The following is a 19,732-nucleotide window of genomic DNA, read 5'->3' as shown; positions in this document are numbered from 1 at the left end:
GCGTGCCGAACCTTGCGACCCAGCAGCAGGATTCAGGCCAGCAGGCGGGCGATCTCGGGCGCGAGCGCGCGGAAGGCCTTGCCGCGGTGGGAGATCGCGTTCTTGTCCTCGGCGGAGAGCTCGGCCGCGGTGCGGGTGCGGCCCTCGACCTGCAGGATCGGGTCGTAGCCGAAACCGTTGGTGCCGCGCGGCTCTCGCGTCAGCGTTCCCGGGAAGTCGCCCTCGCGGCACACGGTCGTGCCGTCCGGCAGGGCGAGCACCGCGGCGCACCGGAAGCGTGCCCCACGATGCTCGTCGGGCACGTCGGCGAGCTGGTCCAGCAGCAGCCGCAGGTTGGCGACGTCGTCGCCGTGCCGCCCGGACCAGCGGGCCGAGAACACACCAGGGGCACCGCCGAGCACGTCGACGGCCAGCCCCGAGTCGTCCGCCACGGCAGGGAGGTTCGTCATGCGCGCGGCGTAGGCGGCCTTGAGCGTCGCGTTGGCCTCGAAGGTCACGCCGGACTCGACGACGTCCTCCAGGTCGGGGAACTCCCCCAGACCCACGACCTCGACGCCCGGCAGCGAGGCGCGCAGGATCGTCTCGAGCTCGCGGATCTTGCCGGCGTTACGGGTGGCGAGGACGATCCGGCTCACTGCACGCGCTCCCGCGGCGTGGCGTCGAGCGCCGACTGCTGCAGCTCGGTCAGCCGCTCGCAGCCCGTGGCCGCCAGCGCGAGCAGGGCGTCCAGCGCGGCCTTGTCGAACGGCTCGGCCTCGGCCGTGCCCTGCACCTCGACGAAGCGCCCGTCGCCGGTCATGACGACGTTCATGTCGGTGTCGGCGGTCGAGTCCTCGGGGTAGTCGAGGTCGAGCACCGGCACCCCCTTGACCACGCCCACCGAGATGGCGGCGACCGAGTCGCGCAGGGGCTTGGCGCCCTTGGCGATCGCGCCGCTCGTGACCCCACCGGCGATGGCGTCGGCGAGAGCGACATACGCGCCGGTGATCGCGGCCGTCCGGGTCCCGCCGTCGGCCTGCAGCACGTCGCAGTCCAGGACGATGGTGTTCTCCCCCAGCTGGTCCAGGTCGACCACGGCCCGCAGCGAACGTCCCACCAGGCGCGAGATCTCGTGCGTGCGGCCACCGATCTTGCCCTTGACCGACTCGCGGTCCGAGCGGGTGTTGGTCGAGCGCGGCAGCATGGAGTACTCCGCCGTGACCCAGCCGCGGCCCTGCCCCTTCATCCAGCGCGGCACGCCCTCGGTGAAGCTCGCGGCGCACAGGACGCGCGTGCGCCCGAACTCCACGAGCACCGACCCCTCGGCGTGGTCGAGCCAGTTGCGGGTGATGCGGACGTCGCGGAGCTGGTCGGGCGTGCGCCCGTCGTGGCGTGCAGTCATGGACCTCACCTTATCGAGCCCGTATGCCGGGCCCGCCCGCTCGCGGCGTACGGCACCCGGCGGTGGACGGCATACAGGCTCGGCACAGGTGGGTCCAGGGATTGCGTGGCGGCGCGCGCAGGCACGCCACATTTGTTTCACTGGTGGAATGAGCCCCCAGCCTGGTCGCCATCGCCCCCATCGAACCGGGACCGGAGTGCCGCGACCAGGCCGCTGGCTGCTCGCCGCGCTGGTGGTGGTCGTCGCCTGGCTCGCCGTCGGCGGGCTCGGCGGCCCCAAGATCGGCGGCCTGTCCTCGGTGCAGAAGAACGACCAGGCGGCCTTCCTGCCCGCCAGCGCCGAGTCGACCAAGGCCCGCGAGGTGGCCGAGCGCTTCCAGGAGCAGTCGACGCTGCCGTTCTTCGTCGTGGTCGAGCGCGAGTCAGGGCTCACCGCCGCCGACCGGGCCGCGGCCCAGAGCTATGTCGACTCGATCCCCTCACTGACCCTGCCGGGGGCACCCCAGGTCAGGCTGCAGTCCCTGCTCGCGGGGCCCGCCGTCGCGATCCCCTCCCCGGACGGCAAGGCGCTGCTCGTCCCCGTCAGCGTGGACTCGACCAAGACCGACACCGAGATCGACGGGGTCAAGCCCGTCGGCGCGGTGGCCGAGGCGCTGCGCACCCATCGGGACGCCGTCCTCGCCGGGAGCGGCCTGCAGGCGTACGTCGCCGGGCCTGGCGGCTTCACGGCCGACCTGGTCAAGGCCTTCGGGGGGATCGACGGGGTGCTCCTGCTCGTGGCGCTGGGCGTGGTGCTGGTGATCCTGCTCGTCGTCTACCGCAGCCCCGTCCTGCCGTTCGCCGTCCTCGCCACCGCGGTCTTCGGGCTCGCCGCCGCGGGGCTGGTCATCTATCCCCTCGCCGAGGGCGGCCACCTCACCCTGTCCGGGCAGAGCCAGGGCATCCTGTCGATCCTCGTGGTCGGCGCGGCGACGGACTACGCGCTGCTGCTGGTCGCGCGCTACAAGGAGGAGCTGCACGACGACGAGGACCACCGCGTGGCCATGCGGCGCGCCTGGCGCGGCACGGTCGAGCCCATCGTCGCCTCCGGCGGCACCGTCATCCTCGGGCTGCTCTGCCTGCTGCTGTCCGACCTCGGCAACAACGCCAGCCTCGGCCCCATCGGCGCCCTGGGCATCGTGGGCGCCATGCTCGCCGCCCTCACCTTCCTGCCCGCGGTGCTGCTGCTCGCCGGTCGGCGCATCTTCTGGCCGGCCATCCCCCGCGTGGACCACGTGCACTCCGAGTACGCGGTCGCGACGGCTCCGGCAGACGAGCCCGGCTCTGCTGCACCGACCTCGACGACCTCGGCGGGTGCGAAGCGGGGCGTCTGGGGCCGCGTCGCCGGCCTGGTCGGGCGCCACCCGCGTCGCGCCTGGGTGCTGTCGGCGCTGGGGCTCGCCGTGTGCGCGGCGTTCGTGCCCGTGCTGCGCGCGGACGGCGCGCCGCAGTCGACCTACTTCACCACCGAGGTCGAGTCCGTCACGGGCAACAAGGCCCTGGCCCGGCACTTCCCCGGCGGGTCCGGCTCGCCCGTGCAGGTCATCGTGCCCTCCGCCACGGCCGCCCAGGTCACCACCGCCCTCCAGGGCGTCGACGGGGTCGCGTCGGTCGTGCCGCTCACCGCGCAGGCCGGGAGCACGGGTGGCGGACGGCCCGGTCAGGGCGCGCCGCCCAAGGTCGTCGACGGTCGTGTGCTGCTCCAGGCCACGACGACGCCGGCCGCCGACACGCCGGAGGCGCAGGACGTCGTGCGCGGCATACGGTCTGTCGTGCACCCGATCGCCGACGGCGCCCTCGTGGGAGGCGTCGCCGCCCAGGGCCTGGACTCCCGCGACGCCGGGGTGCACGACCTGCGGACGGTCGGGCCCGCCATCCTGCTCGTCGTCTTCGTGGTGCTCGTGGTCCTGCTGCGCTCGATCGTGGCGCCGGTCCTGCTGACCCTCGCCAACGTGCTGAGCTTCGCCGCGACGATGGGGGTCTTCGCGGTGCTGTTCACCTGGGTGCTCGACTACCCCGGCTTCGACCCGACCGTGCCGCTGTACGGCTTCGTGTTCCTGATCGCGCTGGGGATCGACTACTCGATCTTCCTCATGACCCGGGTGCGCGAGGAGAGCCGCAAGCGCGGGACCCGCGAGGGCGTGCTCGTCGGGCTGGCCGTCACCGGCGGCGTCATCACCAGTGCCGGGATCGTGCTGGCCGCGACCTTCTCGGCGCTCGGGGTGCTGCCGCTGAGCTTCCTGGTGCAGATCGCGTTCATCGTGGCGTTCGGGGTGCTGCTGGACACCTTCGTGGTGCGCTCGCTGCTCGTGCCGGCGCTGGTGCGCGAGCTCGGCGACCGCGTCTGGTGGCCCTCCGCCCTGTCCCGCCGGCGGTAGAGGCATCGACCGGCCGTCGTCCCCCAGGCTGATGCCTCTGCCCCCGGCGGGTCCTAGGCGGTCGGCGGGCGGCTCTCACCGGGGGGCCGCGGGCCGTGACGGACGGGACAACAGCTCCGCGACCTGACCCTCGAGCCTGGTCAGGAGGCCCTCGATCGTCGCGTCGTCCCAGGCCAGGTCGGGGTCCGGCTCGAGATGGCTGAGCAGCAGCCCCACCAGCAGCCGCTCGGGCTCTGACCAGGCCGCCTCTCGAGATGCGCCGAGCAAGCGGGCCGTATGCCGCTCGTCCAGCCACGCCGGTCGCGGCAGGGCCCGCAGGACCACGCCGGTCATCATCGCCCCGGTCGCGCCGGACAGCGCACGGAAGCCGTCGTCCCCCTGCAGGGGCGGCGCCAGGCGATAGCCGATGAGCCCGACGAGGTTGGCGTAGATCCCGGCCCGCCGGGCGACGAACGCCTCCTCGGCCTCGGCGAGCGCCGACCCCACCGCCTCACGGACGGCCCCCTCGGGCAGCCCCTGGTAGGTCGCCGCCAACGACACGAAGGTGCGCCAGCGCGGGGAGGCGACGATGCGTCGTACGTCCAGGTCGACCGAGACCCGGAGCGCCTCCACGACCAGGTCCCGGCGCCCCTCCTCGCTGCCGAGGTCGGCCCGGTGGTCGTCGACGACCTCGAGGAGGCGGACGAGGTCCTGCTCGGTCTCGGGGATCAGGGACGTGCGCCGCACGGTCTCCACGAGCACGTCGGCCAGGAAGGCCTCACGGCTCGGCCAGCGGCGGTATGCCGTCGCGCGGGAGACGCCCGCCTCGGCGATCACGGCCTCCATGCCGACATCGGCGAGGCTCACCGTCATGCCCTGGGCCTCGATGCGGGTGAGGGCCGCGTCGAGCATGCGGTCCGCGACGGGGTCCTCCCCATGGCGTCGGGGACGGATCGGGGATCCCCCTGATGCCGGAGCGCGAGTCATGCGACATAGTGTCTCACAACAGCGATGCGACATCATGTCTCACCGCGGAGAGGACACTCATGAAGCTCTGGATGTGGATCACCCTGGCCGTCGTCATCGCGGTGGCGGCAGCGGTCGTCTACGCCTATGCCAAGCCCAACCCGAACGCCGGGGACCCCACCAAGCTGCAGCGCACCGTCAGCAGCGCCGAGCAGCACACCCTGGACACGGTGACCATCACCGGCGACCAGCTCACGGCGGCGACCTGCGCGGATGGCGCCGCCTGCTACCTGGCCGTGGACGGCGTCGTCTACGACATGAGCGGGTTCCCGTCGTGGATGAAGCGGGGTCGCCACCACGGGATCGAGGCGGGCACGGACGCGACGGAGGCCTTCGTGAGGTCGGGGCACGCGAGGGACAAGCTGCAGTCGATGCCGGTCGTCGGTCGCCTGCGCCGCTGAGACCCGCCGGGGGTAAAGGCATCAGCCTGGGGAACGAAGGCCGGTCGATGCCTCTGCCGGCGGCGGGTCAGAGGGGGTAGGTGCGCTCGGGCTCGGCGAGCTCGACCTCGCCCGCCCACACCGCCGCGGCCTGGGCGCGGCACACCTCGGGGTCGTTCCAGGACGGGATGTGCGTCAGCATCAGCCGCTGCACTCCCCCGGCCACGACCGCCGCGGCGGCCGCGCGCGACCCGGTCAGGTGGATGTCGCGCGTCTCGTCGCGCCCGTCCACGAACGCCGAGTCCGCCAGCGCCAGCGTCGCCCTCGTGAACAGCTCGGACAGCTCGGGGCAGGAGTCGGTGTCGCCGCTGTAGGCCAGCACCTGCCCGTCCGCCTCCACGCGCAGGCCATAGGCCTCGACGGGGTGGTTGACGGGGATCGGGGTGACCGTGAACGGTCCGATCCGCACCGGCTGCCGGGCCTCCCACTCGCGGTAGTCGAGCTGACCGGCCAGCGCCGAGCCCTCCTCGCCGCCGTAGGCCTCGGCCATCCGCCGCTCCACGCCGTGGGGACCGTGCACGGGCAGGCGCCCGCCGTCCGCGCGGGCCGGGGAGTACTTGCGCGTGACGTAGAGCCCGCACACGTCCAGGCAGTGGTCGGGGTGCAGGTGCGAGAGCAGGACCGCGTCGATCTCGTCGAGCGCCAGGTGCCGCTGCAGCACGCCGAGCGCGCCGTTGCCGAGGTCGAGCAGGATCGACCAGGTGCGGCCGGCCTCGTCGTCGGCCTGCACGAGATAGCAGGAGGCGGGCGACTGCGGCCCCGGGAAGGACCCCGAGCATCCGATCACGGTCATTCTCACGGGGCACCTCTGTCGTCGGCGAACACGGTGTCCACCTCGGGGCCGAGGAAGCGCCGCGCCAGCCGACGGAACTCCTCGGGGTCGCCGGTGGTGGTGAACCCGTGGGACGGAGGCCCCTGGTCGGCCGGTCGCAGCGCGTCACCGTCGGCGAGCACGCGGTAGACGTCCTTGGCAGTCTCCTCGGCGGACGACACCAGTGTCACCGTGTCTCCCATCACATAGGAGATGACGCCCGTGAGCAGCGGATAGTGCGTGCAGCCGAGGATGAGGGTGTCGACGCCCTGGGCGATCACCGGCTCGAGATAGCCGCGCGCGACCTCGAGCACCTCGTGACCGCCCGTCACCCCCGACTCCACGAACTCCACGAACCGCGGGCACGGCTGGCTGACGACGCGGATCTGCGGGGCCGCCGCGAAGGCGTCCGGGTAGGCCCGGCTCTGGTGGGTCCCCCGCGTCGAGATGACGCCGACGACGTCGTTGCGGGTGGCGGCGGCCGCGCGTCGCACGGCCGGCCGGATCACCTCCACCACGGGCACGTCATACCGCTCCCGCGCGTCGTGCAGGACGGCGGCGCTCGCGGTGTTGCACGCGATGACCAGGACCTTGACGCCGTGGTCGACGAGCCGGTCCAGGCACTCCAGCGCATAGCGGCGGGTCTCGGCGATCGGGCGGGGGCCGTATGGCGCCCGCGCCGTGTCACCGAGGTAGGCGATGGACTCGCTCGGCAGCTGGTCGAGCACGGCCCGGGCCACCGTGAGACCCCCGTAGCCGGAGTCGAAGATGCCGATGGGTGCGTCGCTCACCCGACCGAGGATAGGGGTTGGCGAGCCGTCAGCCGTCGTGCGACTCCGACCTCATCCGCGACAGGAAGGCCTGGGTCCGCTCGTGCCTCGGGTTGCCGATGACCTCGCGCGGAGGGCCCTGCTCGACGACGACCCCGGCGTCCATGAAGACGACGTGGTCGGCCACCTCCCGGGCGAACGCCATCTCGTGGGTCACCACGATCATCGTCATGCCGCTGGCCGCGAGCTCGCGCATGACCGTCAGCACCTCGCCGACCAGCTCGGGGTCGAGCGCGGACGTCGGCTCGTCGAAGAGCATCAGCTTGGGCTGCATCGCCAGCGCCCGCGCGATCGCGACGCGCTGCTGCTGCCCGCCGGACAGCTGGCTGGGATAGGCGTCGGCCTTCTCCGCCAGGCCGACCCGGTCGAGCAGCTGCACGGCCCGCTCCCTGACCTCGGCCTTGCGCTCCCCCTTGACCTGGATCGGCGCCTCCATGACGTTGGCGAGCGTCGTCATGTGTGGGAAGAGGTTGAACCGCTGGAACACCATGCCGATCTCGCGCCGCTGCGCCGCGACCTGCTTGTCGGTCAGGTGGTGCAGCCGCCCGCCCACGTCGCGGTAGCCCATGAGGTCGCCGTCGACCCAGATGCGGCCGCCGTCGATCGACTCGAGCTGGTTGATGCACCGCAGGAAGGTCGTCTTGCCCGACCCGGACGGCCCGAGCAAGCACACGACCTGCCCCTGGTGGACGTCCATGTCGATGCCCTTGAGCACCTCGTTGCCGTGGAACGCCTTGTGCACGTTGACGGCGTGCACCAGCGGTATGCCGGCCCGGCCGGCGTCTCGCGCGTCACCGTCACGCCCGGTGGCGGCGGGCTCCGTCATACGGCTGCTCATCAGTGGCTCCCCGTGGTCGCGAGCAGACGGTTGACCTGCTGGTCCTTCTTGCTGGGCCGGGTCCCGAAGCCCTTGCCGAAGTGCCGCTCGAGGTAGAGCTGGCCGACCATGAGGACCGAGCACACGACGAGGTACCAGCACACGGCCGCCATCATCGTGGGCATGATCTGCAGGGTCCGCTGGCCGATGACCTGGGTCTGGTAGAAGAGCTCGGCGCTGATCGGCACGGCCGACAGCAGCGAGGTGTCCTTGACCATGGCGAGGGTCTCGTTGCCGGTGGGCGGCACGATGACGCGCATGGCCTGCGGCAGCACGATCCGGCGCATGGTCTTGCCGCCGGGCATGCCGAGCGCCTGCGCGGCCTCGCGCTGCCCCTGGTCGACGGACAGGATCCCGGCGCGGGCGATCTCGGCCATGTAGGCCGCCTCGGACAGGCCGAGCCCGATGATGCCGGCCCACAGCGTCGACGAGAAGGCGTTGACGTCGATCTGGGTGATGGTCAGGTCGGTCCCCAGGCCCAGCGCCCCCGCGAGCTGCCGGCCGAAGGGCACGCCCAGGGTCAGCTCGGGATAGAGGTAGCCGACCCCGGTACCCAGCATGACCAGCAGGACGAGCCGCGGGATGGAGCGGAAGAACCACGTGTAGGCCGCGGCCGTGAACGTCAGCACGGGGTTGGACGACAGGCGCATCACAGCGAGGATCACGCCCAGCGTGACGCCGATGACCATCGCGCCGAGGGTGCCGAGGATGGTGCCCATGATCAGGCCGTTGAGCACGGGCTTGTAGTTCATGACCTTGACCATGAACGCCAGGTCCCAGCGCTCGTTGGTGAGGAAGGAGCTCACCATCATGGCCAGGAGGACGAGGATGACGGCGACGGCGACCCAGCGCCAGGGGTGCCGGACGGGCCGGGCGTCGATGGCGCCCGGCCGGTCCGTCGTGCTGTCCGGCTGTCCCTGCTGCTGCGGCGACCTCGAGACGGAATCAGCCATGGATCAGGGGTTCACCGGGAACGCGGTGACGGCGCCGTCGGCGTTGTTCCACTTCTCGAGGACCTTCTTGTAGTCCCCGGACTTCTCCATCGCGGCGAACGCCCCGCCGATGGCCTCGGCCAAGGCCTGCTGGTCCTTGGGGACGACGATGCCGTACGGCGCGGAGTCGTAGAGCTCGCCGACCTTCTCCAGCTGGCCGTTGGTCTGCTTGACGGCGTAGTTGGTGATCGGGGAGTCGGCGGCCATGGCGTCGACCTTGCCCGACGACAGGTCGGCGGTGACCTTGGACTGCTCGGTCTCGACGATCTGGGTGATGGCCGGCTGGCCGGCGTCGGTGCACTTCTTGGAGCGGGCCGTCAGGTCGTCGATCTGGACGGTGCCCTTCTGGACACCCACCTTGAGGCCGCACGCCTTGGCCGGGTCGACCTGCTTGGGGTTGCCCTTCTTGACCGCCCACAGGGTGCCGGCGTTGAAGTACTGCACCATGTTGACCTTCTGCTTGCGATCGGCGTTGATCGTGAACGACGAGACGCCGACGTCGAACTTGCCGGAGGTGACCCCGAGGATGATCGACGGGAACTCGGCGTTCTGGAACTCCGCCTTGAGACCGAGCTTCTGCGCCGCGGCGGTGAACAGGTCGACGTCCATGCCGGTGACGGTCTTGCCGTCGTCGCCGATGAACTCGTTTGGGGCGTAGGACGCGTCCGAGCCGACCTTGAGGACGCCGGCCTGCTTGATCTTGGCGGGCACCTTGTCGGCGAGGGCCTGGTCGACGGCCTGGCTGGCGGCGGCGGTGGCCGATCCGGCGGCGCTGGAGGCCTTGGCGCCTCCGGACTCCAGCGAGTCCGACCCGCAGGCGGCGAGGGACAGGGACGAGGCGACCGCCAGGGCGGCGACGACCACCGAGGCTCGAGCGGGACGGATGGGCACGGGGCTACCTCCATAGGCATGAGTGAGCGGTGTGTGAACCATGCCACGCATGATCATGCCGGACAACGGATCGAGCCACGGACGGATGCGCTGCGCCCGAATCGTGACGTGAGCGGTCGGTGAGGTGCGGCGAGCGGCAGCCGCGCTGCTCAGCGGACCAACGCCTCTGCCAACGTCTCCTGGATCCAGGTCAGGAAGTCGTAGAGCGCGGCGGTCTGCACGTGCGGGTGGTCCTCGCCGTACTGCTCGACCAGCTCCTCGAGGGCCTCGGCGTCCTCGTCGGTCCGCAGCCCGAGCCGCTCCCCCAGCACCAGCCGCACGTCCGTGAGCGCGACGGTCAGCTGGCCGGCCTGCGCCGTCGTCAGCGTCAGGACCTCGGGGTCGGTGGCGTGCTCGAGCAGGGACACCGCGGCGTCGATGGTCGCGACCTTGCGCTGGCGCAGGCCCATCTCGGTGAGCCGGCGGAACTCCTGCGCCTCCTCCTCGGCCTGCTGCCCCTCGTCGCGGCGCGCGTCGGGGAACAGCCGCCGCAGCGCCGGGTCGGCCTGGCGCCGCGGTGGCTCGGCCGACAGGCCCGCCATGGCGTCGGTCAGCGGGTCGCCCGTGGGGTCGGGGATCGCCGGACCCATGCCCCGGATCAGGCGCCCCACCTGGACCAGCAGGCTGGCGACGAGCTCGCGCTCGTCCTCGTCGAGGTGCCCGACGATGCGGTCGCCGTGGCGTCGGAAGGCCTGCGCCATCTACTCGTCCTTCTGGTAGGTCGCCCACAGGCCGTAGCCCTGCAGCGCCTCGGTGTCGCGCTCCATCTCGTCGCGCGTGCCCGAGCTGACGACGGCGCGCCCCTCGAGGTGCACGCCGAGCATGAGCTTCTCGGCCTTGGCCCGGTCGTAGCCGAAGTACTCCTGGAAGACGTAGGTCACGTAGGACATGAGGTTGACCGGGTCGTTCCAGACGAGGGTCACCCAGGGCACGTCGGGGCTGATGAGCTCGTCCGACTGCGGCAGGTCGAGCTCGACGGGGGCGACGGACATGGTCGCCAGTCTAGGCAGAGTCCTCCGGCAGGGCAGCGGCCCGCTCCTCGTCGGTCAGCAGCCGCGACCGCGTCAGGAAGCGCAGCCCCTCGGGCGACTCCAGCGAGAAGCCCCCGCCCCGCCCGGGGACGGCGTCGATCGTCAGGTGGGTGTGCGCCCACGCCGCGTGCTGCGCCCGCGAGATCCAGACCGGTATGCCGGGAAGCCCCGGCGCCACCAGCCGACCGAGCAGCACGTCGGCGTCACCGGTCAGGAACTCCCCCTCGGGGTAGCACATCGGGGAGCTGCCGTCGCAGCACCCGCCGGACTGGTGGAACATCACGGGGCCGTTGCGGTCCACGAGCCGACGCAGCAGCTCTGCGGCGGCCTCGGTGAGCCCGACCCGCGACGGCGCCGGCTGCGGGATCTCGGCATACGACCGCTCCTGCGGAGCCGGGCACACCGCAGGGGTGACCGGCTCCGCAGGCTGGTGATCGCTCATCTCTAGAAGAACCCGAGCTTGTCGGGGCTGTAGGAGACCAGGAGGTTCTTGGTCTGCTGGTAGTGGTCGAGCATCATCTTGTGGTTCTCGCGGCCGATGCCCGACTGCTTGTAGCCGCCGAACGCCGCGTGCGCCGGGTATTGGTGGTAGCAGTTGGTCCACACACGGCCCGCCTGGATCGCGCGGCCCATCGTGTAGGCGCGGTGCATGTGCCGGGTCCACACGCCGGCGCCGAGGCCGTAGAGCGTCTCGTTGGCGGTCGCGAGCGCCTCGGCGTCGTCCTCGAACGAGGTCAGGGCGACGACGGGGCCGAAGATCTCCTCCTGGAAGATCCGCATGTCGTTGCGCCCCTCGAAGATCGTGGGCCGGATGTAGAACCCGCCCGCGAGGTCGCCCTCGAGCTCGGCCTTGTCGCCGCCGGTGAGGACCGTGGCGCCCTCCTCGCGACCGATCGCGAGGTAGCTCATGATCTTCTCGAACTGGTCGTTGGAGGCCTGGGCGCCCATCATCGTGTCGGTGTCCAGGGGATTGGCCTGGACGATCGCCTCGACCCGCTTGACCCCGTCGGCGACGAAGCCGTCGTAGATCGAGCGCTGCACGAGGGCGCGCGAGGGGCACGTGCAGACCTCGCCCTGGTTGAGCGCGAACATCGCGAAGCCCTCGAGCGCCTTGTCGTAGAACGCATCCTTGGTCTCCGCGACGTCCTCGAAGAAGATGTTGGGGCTCTTGCCGCCCAGCTCCAGGGTCACCGGGATGATGTTCTGGCTGGCGTACTGCATGATCAGGCGCCCGGTCGTGGTCTCGCCGGTGAAGGCGATCTTGGCGATGCGCGGGGACGAGGCCAGCGGCTTGCCCGCCTCGACCCCGAAGCCGTTGACGACGTTGACGACGCCCTCGGGGATCAGGTCGCCGATGAGCTCGACCAGCTTGAGGATCGACCACGGTGTCTGCTCGGCCGGCTTGAGGACCACGGCATTGCCCGCGGCGAGGGCCGGGGCGAGCTTCCAGACCGCCATGAGGATCGGGAAGTTCCACGGGATGATCTGCCCGACCACGCCGAGGGGCTCGTGGAAGTGGTAGGCCACCGTCGTCTCGTCGATCTGGCTGATGCCGCCCTCCTGCGCCCGCAGGCACCCTGCGAAGTAGCGGAAGTGGTCGATCGCCAGGGGGATGTCCGCGTTGAGCGTCTCGCGGATCGCCTTGCCGTTGTCCCAGGTCTCGATGACCGCGATGTCCTCGAGGTGCTCCTCCATCCGGTCGGCGATCTTGAGGAGCACGCGCGCGCGGTCGGCGGCGGAGGTCTTGCCCCAGGCCGGCGCCGCCTTGTGCGCAGCGTCGAGCGCCGCGTCGATGTCCTCCGCCGTGCCCCGCGCGACGCTGGTGAAGACCTGACCGGTCACCGGCGTCGGGTTGTCGAAGTACTCGCCCTTGACCGGGTCGGTCCACCGACCCCCGATCCAGTGGCCGTAGCGCTCCTTGATCTCGATCGAGGACTCGCTGCTGCCGGGCTGCGGATAGACGCTCATGGATGCTCCCATCGTCGTTGGTGGGTCGGTGGTCGATCGTTGCGGGTCGTCGGTGGCCGCGCTGGGCGTGACCGGGGTCACCACGCTACGACAGACCCGGGGCCCGCGCCCGAGGGGCGACGCGCCCAGAGGCTGGGCGGGGCGGCATACGGCCACTGCCTCCCCCGCCAGGGAGGGTCCGGTTAGAGTGCGTCGCGTGACTCGCAACGTGGCCGGCACGGCCCTCCTCACCGATCACTACGAGCTGACGATGCTGCAGGCCGCCCTGCACTCGGGCGCGGCCCACCGCGACTGCGTGTTCGAGGTGTTCGCGCGTCGGCTGCCGGACGGGCGTCGCTACGGGGTCGTCGCCGGGACCGGTCGGGTGGTGGAGGCCATCCGCGACTTCCGCTTCGGCGAGGACGAGATCGCGTTCCTGCGGGACAACGCCGTGGTGGACGAGGCGACCCTGGACTACCTGGCCTCCTATCGCTTCACCGGCGACGTCTGGGGCTACGCCGAGGGCGAGGTCTACTTCCCCGGCTCGCCGTTGCTCGTCGTCGAGGGGACGTTCGCGCAGGCCTGCATCCTGGAGACGCTCGTCCTGTCGATCATGAACCACGACTCCGCCATCGCCGGCGCCGGGTCACGCATGGTCACCGCCGCCGAGGAGCGCCCGCTCATCGAGATGGGCTCGCGGCGCACCCACGAGGAGGCCGCGGTGGCGGCGGCGCGGGCGGCCTACATCGTGGGGTTCGGCAAGACCTCCAACCTCGAGGCGGGCCGGCGTTACGGCGTGCCGACGGCCGGCACGTCCGCCCACTCGTTCACCCTCCTGCACGACAGCGAGTCCGGCGCCTTCCAGGCGCAGCTCGAGTCCCTCGGCAAGGGCACCACGCTGCTGGTCGACACGTATGACGTTCGCGCCGCCGTCGCCGAGGCCGTCCGACTGGCGGGGCCCGAGCTCGGCGGTGTGCGGCTGGACTCCGGCGACCTCGTGGCCCAGGCCCGCGAGGTGCGTCTGCAGCTCGACGAGCTCGGCGCGACCACGACCCGGATCACCGTGACCTCCGACCTCGACGAGTACGCCATCGCCGCGCTGGCCGCCGCCCCCGTCGACGGCTACGGGGTGGGGACGTCGCTGGTCACGGGGTCCGGCGCGCCCACCGCCGGCATGGTCTACAAGCTCGTCGCCCGCAAGGACGACGACGGCACCTGGGTCTCGGTGGCCAAGGCCTCGAGGTCCAAGACCTCGGTCGGTGGCCGCAAGTACGCCCTGCGGCGCCTCGACGAGCGCGGCGCGGCGCAGGCCGAGGTGATCGGGATCGGAGAGCGGCCAGTCAACGACGGCAACGACCGTGAGCTCCTCGTGCCGCTGATGCGCGGGGGCGAGGCCGTGGGCGACCTGTCCCTCGAGGCCGCACGGGCACGGCACGAGGCCTCGGTGGCCGAGCTGCCGGCACGCGCTCGCCGCCTGTCGCGTGGCGAGCCGGCCATCCCGACCCAGTACGTCGACGACGTGGAGGACTGAGCCATGACGGTGGGGACGGATCGGGACACGGCGACCGGCGGGGAGCCGGGGGCGTCGCGAGCGGACGGGGTCGACGAGAGCCGCGCGCTGCTGATCGTGGACGTGCAGGGCGACTTCTGCGAGGGCGGGTCCCTGGCCGTGGCCGGTGGCGCCGCGGTGGCGCGAGACGTCGCCTCGCTCGTGCTCTCCCACGAGGGCCGGTATGCCGCCGTCGTCGCCACCCAGGACTGGCACGAGGACCCCGGCGGCCACTGGGCGCAGGAGCCGGACTACGTCGACACGTGGCCCGTGCACTGCGCCGCCGGGACGCCGGGCGCCGACTTCCACGAGGGGCTGCGCCCTGCCCTGGACCGGGTCGACGTGGTCGTGCGCAAGGGCCGGCGGTCGGCCGCCTAGTCGGGCTTCGAGGGGCTGACGGCCGAGGGTGAGCCGCTCGCGGGCTGGCTCGCGTCGCACGGGATCACCGCCGTGGACTGCGTGGGCATCGCGACCGACCACTGCGTGCGGGCCACCGCCCTGGACGCGGTCGCGGCGGGGCTGTCCACCCGCGTGCTCCTGCATCTCACGGCAGGTGTCGCGCCGGACACGACCGAGCGCGCGCTGGGCGAGCTGCGTGCGGCGGGAGTTGAGCTGGTCGGCGCCCCGCGCCTCGGACCGGCCTGAGGCCACGCACCCCACCCGACACCCGCACCGAGGCCGTCTCACCCTGCAGCACGAGACAGGCGCGCCACCCCGAGACGTGGTCCGGGGCATCCGGGCGTCCGCGGTGTGGATCGCCTCAGCGGCGGCGGGGCGGCAGCGGGCCGCGCACTACGCAGGTCTTGCCGACCTTGTCGTGGATCGCCTGGTGCAGCGGCCGGTCGGCCAGCGGCCAGAGGCCGTCGACCAGCATCCAGACCATGCCGATGGCGCCCGGCAGGACATCGCCCAGCCTCTTCACGATCGTGCGCAGGGCGATCTGGCCGGCGGGCGCGGGGGCGGCGGCGTCGATGCTGCGAACGCTGATCCCCGTGACCAGGCGCCCGAGGGTGCGGCCCCACCGGCTCAGGCAGACGACCTCGTAGAGCACGGCGGCGGCGAACATCGCCCCCGCGACCTGCAGCTGCAGGGCCGCGCCCGGCATCGGGGTCTCCGGCAGCGTCGAGCTCCCGGCCGCCGCGGCCGCCATCGCCGCGTCCCACCAGGACTGCACCTGCGGGATCCAGTCGCGCATGAGGTATGCCGTGAGCGGCAGCATCACGAGCAGGACGAGAAGCCCGTCGAGGATCCAGGCGAAGAACCGTCGCCACCACCCGCTGAGGGGCTGCCCGTCCGGCGTGGTGTCCTGCGCCGGCTGGGCGTAGGCGCCGGGGTAGGGAGCCTGCTGGTGCTGGCGGGGGGCCTGCTCGGTGCCGCCGCCCCCGAGGCCGCCGGGCGGGGCGACATACGGGCTCTGCCCCGGACGACCGTCGCTCTGGTGGCTGGGCTGGCTGGGCTGGCTGTGCTGACCGGACTGGGCTTGACGGGCCTGCTGCTCACGCTGACGCTCGCGCAGGTGGAAGTCCTCGACGTGCGCGCCCTCGCCGATCTGGGACCGGGCGACCTGCGGCGCCACCTTCGGCGCCCGGTGGTCGCTCCACGAGACTCCGTCGAAGTAGCGGAGGTAGGTGGGGTCCTGGGGGTCGTCGTACCACCCTGATGGCTGGGTCATGCCCCTAGCCTGCCACGCCGACCTGCGGCCGACGGACGACGGCAGGCCGACGAGGCCGGCGGCAACCCGATGGGGGTATGTCGGTGCCGAGGACTACCCTGTCCCCGTGCTGTCAGCCATCCTGCGCCGTCACCTCGCGCGCCACCGCGGACCCCTCGTCCTGGTCCTGATCTTCCAGACCGTGCAGGTGCTGGCCAACCTCTACCTCCCCACGCTCAACGCCGACGTCATCGACCGCGGCATCGCGCAGGGGGACACCGGCTATGTCATGCGCACGGGCGGCTGGATGCTGGCGATCACGGTCGTGCAGATCCTCGCCAACCTGGTCGCGATCTACTACGGCGCGCGCACCGCGATGCGCTTCGGTCGCGACCTGCGGGCCGAGATCTTCAGCACCGTCGAGGAGTTCGCCGCCGAGGAGCTCGGCAAGTTCGGCGCGCCGTCGCTGATCACCCGCACCACCAACGACGTCCAGCAGATCCAGATGCTCGTGTTCATGACGCTCGTGATGATGGTGTCCGCACCCATCACCGCCGTCGGCGGGGTCGTCATGGCGCTGCGCCACGACGTCGCGCTGTCGGGCCTGCTGCTGGTCGTCGTGCCCGTCCTCGTCGGCTGCCTCGGGCTGATCATCGTGCGGCTGCACCCGTTGTTCCGCCGCATGCAGGTGCAGGTCGACGGCGTCAACCAGATCCTGCGCGAGCAGATCACGGGCGTGCGGGTCATCCGCGCGTTCGTCAAGGACCAGGCCGAGCAGGAGCGGTTCGCGGTCGCCAACGACGAGCTGCGCGACGTCGCGGTCACGGCGGGCCGGCTCATGACCTCGATGTTCCCCCTGATCATGCTCATCATGAACGTCTCGACCGTCGCGGTCATCTGGTTCGGCGGGCTGCGGGTCGACAGCGGCGACATGCAGGTCGGGGACCTCGTCGCGATGATGACCTATCTCATGCAGATCCTCATGTCGGTGCTGATGGCGTCGATGATGTTCATGGTCCTGCCCCGGGCGCAGGTGTCCGCCGAGCGCATCAGCGAGGTGCTCTCGACGCAGCCCACCGTGCGGGCGCCCGCCGAGCCGGTGCGACCGGTCGAGCGACGCGGGGTCGTGGAGCTGCGCGGGGTCAGCTTCACCTTTCCCGGCGCCGACGACCCCGTCCTGCGCGACATCGACCTGGTGGCCCGCCCCGGTCGCACGACCGCGATCATCGGGTCGACGGGGTCCGGCAAGACGACGCTGGTCAACCTGATCCCCCGGCTCATGGACGCCACGGCCGGCCAGGTGCTGATCGACGGCGTCGACGTGCGCGACCTCGACCTCGACGCCCTGTGGGAGTGCTTCGGTCTGGTGCCGCAACGTCCCTACCTGTTCACCGGCACGGTCGCCAGCAACCTGCGCCTGGGCCGCGAGGACGCCACCGAGGACGAGCTGCGGGCTGCGCTGGAGATCGCGCAGGCGCGGGAGTTCGTCGAGGCGATGGAGGGTGGCCTCGACGCCCCCATCACCCAGGGCGGCACCAATGTCTCTGGCGGCCAGCGGCAGCGCCTGGCCATCGCCCGCGCGGTCGTGCGGCGGCCTCTGGTCTACCTGTTCGACGACTCCTTCTCCGCGCTGGACTACGCGACGGACGCCGCCCTACGGGCAGCCCTGCGGCCCACCACCCGCGAGTCGACGGTGGTCGTGGTCGCCCAGCGGGTCAACACGATCCGGGACGCCGACGAGATAATCGTGCTCGACGAGGGCGCGGTCGTCGGCCGCGGTCGCCACGGCGAGCTCATGCAGACCTGCGAGACCTATCGCGAGATCGTGCTGTCCCAGCTGAGCGAGGAGGAGGCCGCATGAGTCCGTCCACGCAGGAGCGTCGCACCTCGCCCGCTCGCGGCCCGATGGCCATGGGCGCACCCGTGGCCAAGCCCGACGACTTCCGCGCCTCCGCACGGCGGCTCCTGCGCGACCTCACCGCGCACCGGGGCCACATCCTCGTCATCACCGTCCTCGGCGTGATCGGCGTGGCGTTCTCGGTGGTCGGGCCCAAGGTCCTCGGCCGGGCGACCGACCTCGTGTTCGCCGGCGCGATCGGGCAGCACCTGCCGGCCGGCGCCACCCGTGAGCAGCTTGTCGAGGGGCTTCGCGCACGCGGCGACTCGCGCATGGCGGACCTGCTGTCCGGCATGCCCGACCTCGTCCCCGGCTCGGGGGTCGACACCGGCGCCGTGGCGCAGGTGCTCGCGTGGGCGCTCGGGCTCTACGTCCTGTCCTCCGTGTTCACCTGGGTGCAGGTGTGGCTGACCACCACCGTCGTGCAGCGCACCGTCCACCGGATGCGCCACGACGTCGAGCACAAGCTCGAGCGGCTCCCGGTGCGCTACTTCGACACCGAGTCCCGCGGCGACATCCTGTCCCGCGCCACCAACGACGTCGACAACGTCGCCCAGTCGCTGCAGCAGACCATGACCCAGCTGCTCAACAGCGCCCTGACGGTCCTCGGCGTGATCGTCATGATGCTGACCATCTCGCCGCTGCTGACGATCGTCGCCGTCGTGAGCATCCCCGTCATGGCCGTGATCACCATGGCCATCGCCAAGCGCTCCCAGCCGCAGTTCCGCGAGCAGTGGGCGGCCACCGGGCGCCTCAACGGGCACGTCGAGGAGATGTACTCCGGGCAGCTGCTGGTCAAGGTCTTCGGTCAGCGTGCCGGTGCCCAGCGCACGTTCGCCGAGCACAACGACGCCCTCTACGAGGCGGCCTTCAAGGCTCAGTTCGTCTCCGGCATCATCCAGCCGGCCATGTGGTTCGTGTCCAACCTCAACTTCGTGCTCGTCGCCGTGATCGGCGGCGTGCGCGTGGCCTCGGGCTCCTTGTCCATCGGCGGGGTGCAGGCGTTCATCCAGTACTCCCGGCAGTTCAGCCAGCCGCTCGGCCAGCTCGCCGCCATGGCCAACATGCTCCAGTCGGGCGTCGCCTCGGCCGAGCGCGTCTACTCGCTGCTCGACGCCGAGGAGGAGTCCCCGGACGTGCCCTCGCGCACCGTGACGGCGACCGTGGGCGACGACGTCGCGGGCGGAGGCCGGGCAGACGGCTCGGCTGAGCGCACCGTCGCCGGTCGGGTGGCGTTCGAGGACGTCTCCTTCTCTTACTCCCCCGACACCCCGCTCATCGAGCACCTCGACCTGGTCGCCGAGCCGGGGCAGACCATCGCCATCGTCGGCCCCACCGGTGCCGGCAAGACGACCCTGGCCAACCTCCTGCTGCGCTACTACGACGTCGACGACGGCCGGATCACGCTGGACCGCACCGACATCCGCGCCCTGCCCCGCGGCGAGCTGCGGTCGGCGTTCGGCGTGGTCCTGCAGGACACCTGGCTGTTCACCGGCACCATCCGCGACAACATCGCGTATGGCGCCGCCCACCCCACCGAGGACGCCGTGGTCTCGGCGGCGGCCGCGGCCCACGCCGACCACTTCATCCGGACGCTGCCCGACGGCTACGACACGGTGCTGGACGACGACGGCTCGTCGCTGTCGGCGGGCCAGCGTCAGCTGCTCACCATCGCCCGCGCGTTCCTGGCCGACCCGTCGATCCTGATCCTGGACGAGGCCACCAGCTCGGTCGACACCCGCACCGAGGCCCTCGTCCAGGAGGCGATGGACCGGCTCCGCCGCGACCGGACGAGCTTCGTCATCGCCCACCGCCTCTCGACCATCCGTCACGCCGACCGGATCGTCGTCATGGAGCAGGGCGCGATCGTCGAGCAGGGATCGCACGACCAGCTCCTCGCCTCGGGCGGCGCCTACGCCCGGCTCTACCAGGCGCAGTTCTCCGGGGCCGTCGCCGAGGAGCCGTCCGCCTGAGG

At 71.7% G+C, this 19,732-nt stretch carries 18 protein-coding genes and 1 pseudogene; 6 read left to right on the top strand and 13 right to left on the bottom strand.

Features of this window, described 5'->3' with window-relative positions; all coding sequences use genetic code 11:
* Positions 1-32: 32 nt before the first annotated feature.
* On the bottom strand, positions 33-635 hold the full coding sequence (rdgB, locus tag B4K29_RS01685; protein WP_286955649.1) for an RdgB/HAM1 family non-canonical purine NTP pyrophosphatase: 603 nt from the start codon (positions 633-635) through the stop codon (positions 33-35).
* Positions 632-1,381: a ribonuclease PH gene (gene rph / locus B4K29_RS01680; protein ID WP_286955648.1), complete on the bottom strand. Its 750-nt coding sequence runs from the start codon at positions 1,379-1,381 to the stop codon at positions 632-634. The genes rdgB and rph overlap by 4 nt, the downstream gene beginning before the upstream one ends.
* Positions 1,382-1,577: 196 nt before the next feature.
* On the opposite strand from rph, the gene B4K29_RS01675 reads away from it, so the two are divergent.
* A complete protein-coding gene (locus B4K29_RS01675) occupies positions 1,578-3,797 on the top strand; it encodes an MMPL family transporter (RefSeq protein WP_286955647.1) in 2,220 nt (739 codons plus the stop codon).
* Between the two features lie 75 nt (positions 3,798-3,872).
* Here B4K29_RS01675 and B4K29_RS01670 read toward each other — a convergent pair whose 3' ends face one another.
* Entirely contained in the window at positions 3,873-4,763 is an 891-nt protein-coding gene (locus tag B4K29_RS01670) for a TetR/AcrR family transcriptional regulator (RefSeq protein ID WP_286966266.1), read from the bottom strand.
* Positions 4,764-4,822: 59 nt separating this feature from the next.
* On the opposite strand from B4K29_RS01670, the gene B4K29_RS01665 reads away from it, so the two are divergent.
* The gene (locus B4K29_RS01665; RefSeq protein ID WP_019287725.1) at positions 4,823-5,203 is read left to right on the top strand and encodes a cytochrome b5 domain-containing protein; all 381 of its coding nucleotides are present in this window, start codon (positions 4,823-4,825) and stop codon (positions 5,201-5,203) included.
* Positions 5,204-5,270: 67 nt separating this feature from the next.
* On the opposite strand, the gene B4K29_RS01660 is transcribed toward B4K29_RS01665, so the two are convergent.
* The 9 genes from B4K29_RS01660 to B4K29_RS01620 form a co-directional block, all read right to left on the bottom strand.
* A complete protein-coding gene (locus tag B4K29_RS01660) occupies positions 5,271-6,041 on the bottom strand; it encodes an MBL fold metallo-hydrolase (RefSeq protein WP_286966265.1) in 771 nt (256 codons plus the stop codon).
* Complete coding sequence (murI, locus tag B4K29_RS01655) at positions 6,038-6,844, bottom strand: glutamate racemase (RefSeq protein ID WP_019287723.1); 807 nt, start codon at positions 6,842-6,844, stop codon at positions 6,038-6,040. Before murI ends, B4K29_RS01660 begins: the two co-directional genes overlap by 4 nt.
* Positions 6,845-6,872: 28 nt before the next feature.
* Entirely contained in the window at positions 6,873-7,709 is an 837-nt protein-coding gene (locus tag B4K29_RS01650) for an amino acid ABC transporter ATP-binding protein (protein WP_029212796.1), read from the bottom strand.
* Between the two features lie 11 nt (positions 7,710-7,720).
* On the bottom strand, positions 7,721-8,713 hold the full coding sequence (locus tag B4K29_RS01645) for an amino acid ABC transporter permease (RefSeq protein ID WP_286966263.1): 993 nt from the start codon (positions 8,711-8,713) through the stop codon (positions 7,721-7,723).
* A gap of 3 nt (positions 8,714-8,716) precedes the next feature.
* On the bottom strand, positions 8,717-9,643 hold the full coding sequence (locus tag B4K29_RS01640) for an ABC transporter substrate-binding protein (RefSeq protein WP_286955643.1): 927 nt from the start codon (positions 9,641-9,643) through the stop codon (positions 8,717-8,719).
* A gap of 149 nt (positions 9,644-9,792) precedes the next feature.
* Positions 9,793-10,383 carry a DUF2017 domain-containing protein gene (locus B4K29_RS01635; RefSeq protein WP_029212799.1) on the bottom strand — a complete coding sequence of 197 codons (591 nt, stop codon included), beginning with the start codon at positions 10,381-10,383 and terminating at the stop codon, positions 9,793-9,795.
* The gene (gene clpS, locus B4K29_RS01630; RefSeq protein ID WP_019287718.1) at positions 10,384-10,674 is read right to left on the bottom strand and encodes an ATP-dependent Clp protease adapter ClpS; all 291 of its coding nucleotides are present in this window, start codon (positions 10,672-10,674) and stop codon (positions 10,384-10,386) included.
* A 10-nt stretch (positions 10,675-10,684) separates the two neighbouring features.
* Entirely contained in the window at positions 10,685-11,155 is a 471-nt protein-coding gene (locus tag B4K29_RS01625) for a DUF779 domain-containing protein (RefSeq protein WP_313666854.1), read from the bottom strand.
* A gap of 2 nt (positions 11,156-11,157) precedes the next feature.
* Complete coding sequence (locus B4K29_RS01620; RefSeq protein ID WP_286966262.1) at positions 11,158-12,681, bottom strand: aldehyde dehydrogenase family protein; 1,524 nt, start codon at positions 12,679-12,681, stop codon at positions 11,158-11,160.
* A 250-nt stretch (positions 12,682-12,931) separates the two neighbouring features.
* Here B4K29_RS01620 and B4K29_RS01615 point away from each other — a divergent pair, with 250 nt between their 5' ends.
* Positions 12,932-14,191 carry a nicotinate phosphoribosyltransferase gene (locus B4K29_RS01615; protein ID WP_376786871.1) on the top strand — a complete coding sequence of 420 codons (1,260 nt, stop codon included), beginning with the start codon at positions 12,932-12,934 and terminating at the stop codon, positions 14,189-14,191.
* A gap of 3 nt (positions 14,192-14,194) precedes the next feature.
* Positions 14,195-14,854, top strand: a pseudogene (locus B4K29_RS01610) (isochorismatase family protein).
* 115 nt (positions 14,855-14,969) lie between these two features.
* Here the strand turns inward: B4K29_RS01610 and B4K29_RS01605 are convergent.
* A complete protein-coding gene (locus B4K29_RS01605; RefSeq protein WP_286955637.1) occupies positions 14,970-15,881 on the bottom strand; it encodes an RDD family protein in 912 nt (303 codons plus the stop codon).
* Between the two features lie 106 nt (positions 15,882-15,987).
* Here B4K29_RS01605 and B4K29_RS01600 point away from each other — a divergent pair, with 106 nt between their 5' ends.
* Complete coding sequence (locus B4K29_RS01600) at positions 15,988-17,721, top strand: ABC transporter ATP-binding protein (protein WP_286966260.1); 1,734 nt, start codon at positions 15,988-15,990, stop codon at positions 17,719-17,721.
* Positions 17,718-19,730, top strand: coding sequence for an ABC transporter ATP-binding protein (locus tag B4K29_RS01595; RefSeq protein WP_286966259.1), 2,013 nt, complete (start codon positions 17,718-17,720; stop codon positions 19,728-19,730). Before B4K29_RS01600 ends, B4K29_RS01595 begins: the two co-directional genes overlap by 4 nt.
* The last annotated feature ends 2 nt before the right edge of the window (positions 19,731-19,732 follow it).

It is taken from the genome of Arsenicicoccus sp. UBA6765 (genome assembly GCF_002453335.1).
GTDB classification, from domain to species: domain Bacteria; phylum Actinomycetota; class Actinomycetes; order Actinomycetales; family Dermatophilaceae; genus Arsenicicoccus; species Arsenicicoccus bolidensis.
Note: the sequence above shows the minus strand (reverse complement) of the source record. Positions and strands in the feature narration are given on the sequence as shown.